Origin of the sequence: Pedobacter vanadiisoli, from assembly GCF_042684385.1 — a bacterium.
Taxonomy (GTDB): domain Bacteria; phylum Bacteroidota; class Bacteroidia; order Sphingobacteriales; family Sphingobacteriaceae; genus Pedobacter; species Pedobacter vanadiisoli.
Map to the genome: position 1 here is coordinate 277,891 of NZ_JBHULL010000010.1, position 6,283 is coordinate 284,173.

7 protein-coding genes are annotated in these 6,283 nt (G+C 38.2%); all 7 read right to left on the minus strand.

Going from position 1 to position 6,283, the window contains the following annotated elements; translation table 11 throughout:
* Nucleotides 1–31: 31 nt before the first annotated feature.
* On the minus strand, nt 32–499 hold the full coding sequence (gene rpsG, locus ACFSR6_RS14425) for a 30S ribosomal protein S7 (protein ID WP_025145241.1): 468 nt from the start codon (nt 497–499) through the stop codon (nt 32–34).
* 17 nt (nt 500–516) lie between these two features.
* Nucleotides 517–930, minus strand: a complete 414-nt coding sequence (gene rpsL, locus ACFSR6_RS14430) for a 30S ribosomal protein S12 (RefSeq protein ID WP_008244597.1) — start codon at nt 928–930, stop codon at nt 517–519.
* Nucleotides 931–1,237: 307 nt separating this feature from the next.
* Complete coding sequence (locus ACFSR6_RS14435; protein ID WP_379080043.1) at nt 1,238–4,054, minus strand: TonB-dependent receptor; 2,817 nt, start codon at nt 4,052–4,054, stop codon at nt 1,238–1,240.
* Between the two features lie 207 nt (nt 4,055–4,261).
* The gene (locus tag ACFSR6_RS14440) at nt 4,262–4,432 is read right to left on the minus strand and encodes a hypothetical protein (protein ID WP_379080045.1); all 171 of its coding nucleotides are present in this window, start codon (nt 4,430–4,432) and stop codon (nt 4,262–4,264) included.
* Nucleotides 4,433–4,556: 124 nt separating this feature from the next.
* Nucleotides 4,557–4,940, minus strand: a complete 384-nt coding sequence (locus ACFSR6_RS14445) for an MmpS family transport accessory protein (protein ID WP_379080047.1) — start codon at nt 4,938–4,940, stop codon at nt 4,557–4,559.
* A gap of 148 nt (nt 4,941–5,088) precedes the next feature.
* The gene (locus ACFSR6_RS14450; protein ID WP_379080049.1) at nt 5,089–5,313 is read right to left on the minus strand and encodes a VF530 family protein; all 225 of its coding nucleotides are present in this window, start codon (nt 5,311–5,313) and stop codon (nt 5,089–5,091) included.
* Nucleotides 5,314–5,336: 23 nt separating this feature from the next.
* On the minus strand, nt 5,337–5,945 hold the full coding sequence (locus tag ACFSR6_RS14455; RefSeq protein ID WP_379080051.1) for a class I SAM-dependent methyltransferase: 609 nt from the start codon (nt 5,943–5,945) through the stop codon (nt 5,337–5,339).
* Between the last annotated feature and the right edge of the window lie 338 nt (nt 5,946–6,283).

Sequence of the window (6,283 nt, forward strand, 5' to 3'; positions counted from 1 at the left end):
GTGTAATCTTACTAGTCTGTTAATCCTAAAATTAGAACCTGAAGTGAGAGAACGCTTTGTTAGCCTCAGCCATTTTGTGCGTATCTTCTTTCTTCTTAACAGCAGCACCTTCACCTTTTGCTGCAGCTACGATTTCACCAGCTAATTTCTCTTTCATGGTTTTTTCACCACGACGACGAGCGTATAAAATTAACCATTTCATACCTAAAGCTGTTTTACGCTCTGGTCTAACCTCAGTTGGAACCTGGAAGTTAGCACCACCAACACGACGAGATTTAACCTCTACAGCTGGCATAATGTTAGTTAATGCACGTTTGAATACCTCTAAACCGTTTTCACCTGCTTTTTTCTCAGCAATTTCAACAGCATCGTAAAAAATTGAGTAAGCGATAGATTTTTTTCCATCGTACATCATGTTGTTTACAAAACGAGTTACCTGAACATCATTGAATTTTGGATCAGGAAGAATAATTCTCTTTTTTGGTTTTGACTTTCTCATTTCTTATTTCCTCCCGATTATTTCTTTTTACCTTTTGTTGGCGCCGCAGCTACTTGTCCTGGTTTAGGACGTTTAGTACCATATTTAGAACGACGTTGGTTACGACCAGCTACACCTGATGTATCTAATGCACCACGGATAATGTGGTAACGTACACCTGGTAAATCTTTAACACGACCACCACGGATCAATACGATTGAGTGCTCCTGTAAGTTGTGACCCTCTCCAGGAATGTAAGCATTCACCTCTTTACCGTTCGTTAAACGAACACGGGCTACTTTACGCATTGCTGAGTTTGGTTTTTTAGGGGTAGTGGTGTACACACGTGTACATACACCTCTTCGCTGTGGACAGCTGTCCAACGCTGGAGACTTACTCTTGAACTCCAGTGCTACTCTACCTTTTCTAACTAATTGTTGAATGGTTGGCATTGTGCTTTTTTATGTTTTTTTATTAAAAAATTTACCGCTCCCCCGGCCTCTTTACAGATAGCCCATAAAACGGACTGCAAAAGTAGAACAATTCTTTTTAAAAATCAAGGGGTTAGCGCAAAAAGTTTTCAGCTGGCCATTGTCAGTTTTTGGTTGAGACTTAAGGAGTTATTTACAGCCCGTCCACAAAAATCCCACCACAGGTTCATCTTGCCAAAATGTTATAATCGTAGTTATTATAAAAATGAATTCTATTTTTTTTACTTAAGACAACATTTTCCCTTAAAACATATTGTTTTTAATGATCTTAATTAACCGTGCTGCGCGGGTTACTTCTTTCATTACTTGTCCCAGCCCGGGTTAACTTATAGTTTAACGACAGGTAAAAATAACGGGTAATGTTGTTGTACCGCACATCCTCTATGCGGCTACTGTTTACAATCCTATCGATACTGGTATTCTGGTTCAGAATATCAAAACCTTTCAAACTTAATGTTACCCTCCGTTTCATCAGGTATTTGTTGATTCCGGCGTTAAACAAGAAATAATTGTTGTTAAAACCATCCGCACGGCCTGCAGAGCCAATGTGGTTAATATCGGCCTCTACCCTTAAATCTTTTATAAACTCATAACTGAGGTTAAGGGTATTTTCGAGGCTGAAAAATTTATTGTTAATGGCCGATTCTGAAGTGTTATTTACCTTTGTATAACCTATATAAGCATAAATACCCGCATTAAATTTATCATCGATATCATAGCTCCAGTTGATATTTGGACCAATTTCGAACCTGTTTGTAATGTTTTTGGTGCCGCTGATATAGTTTGTTCTGTGCTCGGTAAAAAAGCTTGCACCATAATTCATTCTTAAACCTTTAAGTTTTGACGGCATTCCAAAAAATGTTCCGGTACGCAGGTAATAATTTCCATCTACATTTATAGGTTTAACGGTTTGGATACCATTGTTATAGTTAATATCGTTCCCAGTATCGTCAAATGATAAGTTGTAAAGAAAATAGCCATTCCAATAGCGGTTATTATCAGGGCTAAAAGTATTGAAGTTGACCGAAAGGCGATGATTTTTCCTGGCTTCAAGGTCAGGGTTCCCGATCCGCTGATACAATGGGTTGGTATTGTTCTGTACAGGCTGCAGATCGGTTACCGAAGGCAGGTTAACACTTGCCCGGTAATTGATAGCAATGGTTTGATTGGTCTTATTTTTAAAATTAACCATTAATCGTGGCAATAAATTGTAATATGATTTTTCAATATTCCCAATGTTTGCGCCTACATTATTAAAAACATTGGCATTTAGCAAACTCTCCTGCGCGTTTAACCCAAAGTTATAGGTCCAGTCTTTTCCGGCGTATATAAAGCCCAGCCCGGCGGTTTGCAAACTGTTATGGTTATTAAAGGTGTTGGTTAAAGATGGAACAATAGTTTCGTAGCGGTCGGTAGTCGGATTATAATCAAAGGTGATCTGCTGAGCATCAACAATGTTCCTTGTATAACTGTAGGCAAGGTTGGCACTCCATTTTTGATTTAACTGCCTGGCATAATTGCCGTTGATGGTATAGGTTTTGGAAGCATTTTCCTGATTGGCCTGCTGATTAATATTCGCAACAACGGTACCAGTGCTGGCATATTGGTTGAGCAAAGATTGATTTAACCAATCAGAATTAAAAGTATTCTGCGTACCGTTTAAGCGTAGCGAAACAGAACCTTTTTTATTCCCCAACCTCCTCAGCACCGTAAACTCTCCAAATAGAGAAGGCGTAAAATTATGCTGGTTATAATATTGAGTTCCGTCGTTGGCTTTTCCTGCAGCATCAAAATTAGCGTTAAACGTTCGGTTATTGATGTTGGTGGTATTATTCAGGATTACATTAGGACGGAATACCATATCGGTTAACGAATCGGGATGGTATTCTGCCTTAAAATTAAAACGGTGTGCCTGGTTGTTGCTATTGCGGTTGGTATTATCAAGTGTACGCAATATATCGCCAGAGCTTAAATCCTGGATGTTTGATATTTTATTGCCCAAACCAGAAGAAAAATAGGTAAAATAGCTTCCACTTATGGTCAGCTTGTTGTTTTTGCCCCAAGAGTTGCTATAATTTACCCCACCGCTATGCGTGGTATACAAGCCAATGGCATTGTTATCAAAAACACCGCTGCCTCCAATGGTAGTTTTGCCGTTATTGCTGTTTATTGAAAAACTTCCACCACCTGGCGGTGCAAAAATATTCCCGATGTTACCACCGCTGAAACTGCTTAAATCATCTGTACCGAAACTGGCATCGTTAGTATTGTTGCTCATCCCCAAAATGGCAAACTGCAGGTTTTTATTGAAGTGGTTGGCACTTAAATAACTTCCGTATTTATCTGTAGTTCCTCCTGCAAGGTTGGCATTTCCGAACCAGCCTTTTTTCTTGTCTTCCTTAATGGTTAGGTTCAATACTTTTTCGCGCTGGCCGTCATCAATACCTGTTGCCTTTGCCTCTTGTGTTTTACTATCGATCAACTGTACTTTTGCAATAGCATCGGCAGGAAGGTTTTTTGTAGCTGTTTTTGGGTCAGTACCAAAAAAATCTTTACCGTCAACCGTTAAGCGCGTAACTTTTTGCCCCTGCACCATAATACTGCCATCTTTATCAACGGTTACACCAGGTAGTTTCTTCAATAAATCTTCTACTGCGGCATTTGGCCTGGTTTTATAAGCGTCGGCATTAAATTCTACGGTATCTTTTTTCACCGTAGCGGTAGCATAGCGGCCACTTACCGCAACATCTTTCAGGGCAATGGCATCTTCTTCTAATTTTAGGGTACCCAAATTAATGTTTTTACCATTTATGCTGATGTTCTTAGTGATCGGGTTATAGCCCATTGCCGAAATCCTGATTTTATAATCACCATTAGCAACGGTATTAAAAGAAAATTCACCGGCTTTATTGCTTACCACGCCAATTTTTTTGGTAGAATCGGTTTTACCTGACAAGATAATCCCCACATATTCAATGGGCTGATTTGTTTTCCCATCCACAATTTTTCCTTGCATATTGCCCACCTGCTGTGCGAAGACTTTCGTAGATAATACGCACAACAACATGCATAAATAGGTTCTCATAGCTAATTCTGTTTTTTAATTTGTTTGGTTAACCTGTTTTTTGAAGGTTTCAGCTATAAGACACCAAAAATTGGAAAGTGTGACAGAAAAACGTTTTTTCCTGGAGCAGTTGGAACTATCTGAAGTTTTCCTATTTACATAAAAATTGAAAATCAGAAAGTTAGGCAAAACAAAAAAGTCTTTCAGTTTACCTGAAAGACTTTCTTTTTAAACTTTAGCCACTTTTTTAGCGTGCTTTTTATGGTGGTGTTTTTTATGGCCTTTTTTGGTCTGGGTTTTTTCTGTTCCTGCTTTTGCTGGAGTAGAGGTTTGAGCGCTTACGGTATTAATGGTAAAAGCTGCTACTAGGGCGATTACTAAAACTTTAATTGCTTTCATTTTACATTGATTTAATGATGAATAAACCTTGTTATTTTGTTTATTAAATCTCAAAAATCAATATGAAGATTTAGTGAATAATTTTGGCTTTATACTGCCTTAAAATTAAAAAATATTCCAACTATCAGGGCAGATAGAAATCTAGACCGTACAGTACTTTTTTATTGGTCAGAATGTATTCACTAATTACCTTTCCATCAACTAAAACCTTAAATTCACCCCTGGCCTTATCACCTTTGGCGGTAACTTTTATATGCCCATTGCTTCCTGGTTTTAAGGTAAGTGCTTTTTCCCATTTTCCTTTAATTCCTTTTAATTTTTGCCGCTTTCCATTTTCATCAACATAAGAAATCTTTGCCGTTGTGTTTTCATTCAACAAAACTTCATAGTTTACCTGGTAACTTTCCTTTTGAGGAACATTAATTTTTCCTCTTTTTGAATAATTCATACTTAAAGAGCAACTGCTCAAAATAGTAATCAGCAAAAAGCAAGTGAGAATATTTTTCATTTTGTTCGGTTTAGATAAAGATGACGAACGTTATCGCACAAAGGTTGCAAGGACAAGAAATTAATCAGAGAAAGGCTGGATGAAGGACTTGGCTGTAGCCCTGGTCACTTATACAAAAGCCTAATAATTCAATTCCTTTATTCTTCCGTCATTTTTTATGAAAAGTACCGAGATATAACTCTTCTACTTTCTTACGCGCCCAGGGCATTCTTCTTAAGAACTTTAAGCTCGATTTTATGGTTTGGTTATTGTTGAAACAATCGATCCTGATTAACGACCCCAGCTTTTCCCAACCATAATGCGTTTGAAGATCGGTTACAATTTTTTCGAGGGTGATACCGTGTAAGGGATTGTTTTTTTGCTGTTCGGCCATGGAACAAAGTTAAGGTAAAATGATCAGGGTTTGTACTGAGCCATCCAAACATTTGCTCCGCCACATTCTGGATCATTTATTTTGTGCCTGAGTACTTCAAATTGATTGGCCTGAAGCAAAGCCTGATATTCAGCAGTAGCCAGTGAAGCATGAAAAAGGTTTTCGCCGCCATTCATACCCCATACTTCTCCCCTTTCTGTTCCGGAGGTAAATAGTAAAATGCCATTGGGTTTCATGTGACGTTTAAAAACAGCAAACATATTAGGTTGATCATCAGCCGGAAGATGAAAAAAACTGTGCCAGGCAATAATTACCTCAAATTTTTCATCGAGGGCCAGTTCACGCATATCCTTTAACAGAAACCTGGTAGATGGGAAATTGATTTTTGCCAGCTCGATCATTTGTTCGCTGGCATCAACTCCTAAAACATCTATATTATGTTTAATAAAGTATTCCAATATGGGTTTTCCGTTACCGCAGCCGAGGTCTAAAACCTTTGCATCTGTTGGAAGGCATTGGAGGATATCCTGAAGATAGGCCTGTTCGACTGCATCAGCATAACGGTTTTTGGCAAACCAATGGCCTATCTTATTGTATACCTTGTAAACGTCCTTGCGTTCTCCTTTTTCCATCTCTATGAATTTCAATTACTATTATTAATGCTAATTTTTAAGTTAAAGATTTAAAAGTATTCGGAACATCACTTATGCTTTAGTAACACCAAATTAATCATATTTGTATTTTTTTATTGAAAACAAACGTACAATAGTTCATTGCAAATGGTAGATTTAAGATGAACAGCCTGCTTCCTGCACCACGCTAAAGGTACCGGACCGATATTTCTAAACCCGATTGAAGTGGGAGCCCGCAGCACTGGACTGCCCCCAAAAAGTTGGACAAACTTATTAATTATTTAAGACTTGTGCCCGGTATTCAACCGGGCTCATTCCATTTAAGTTCAATCTTATCC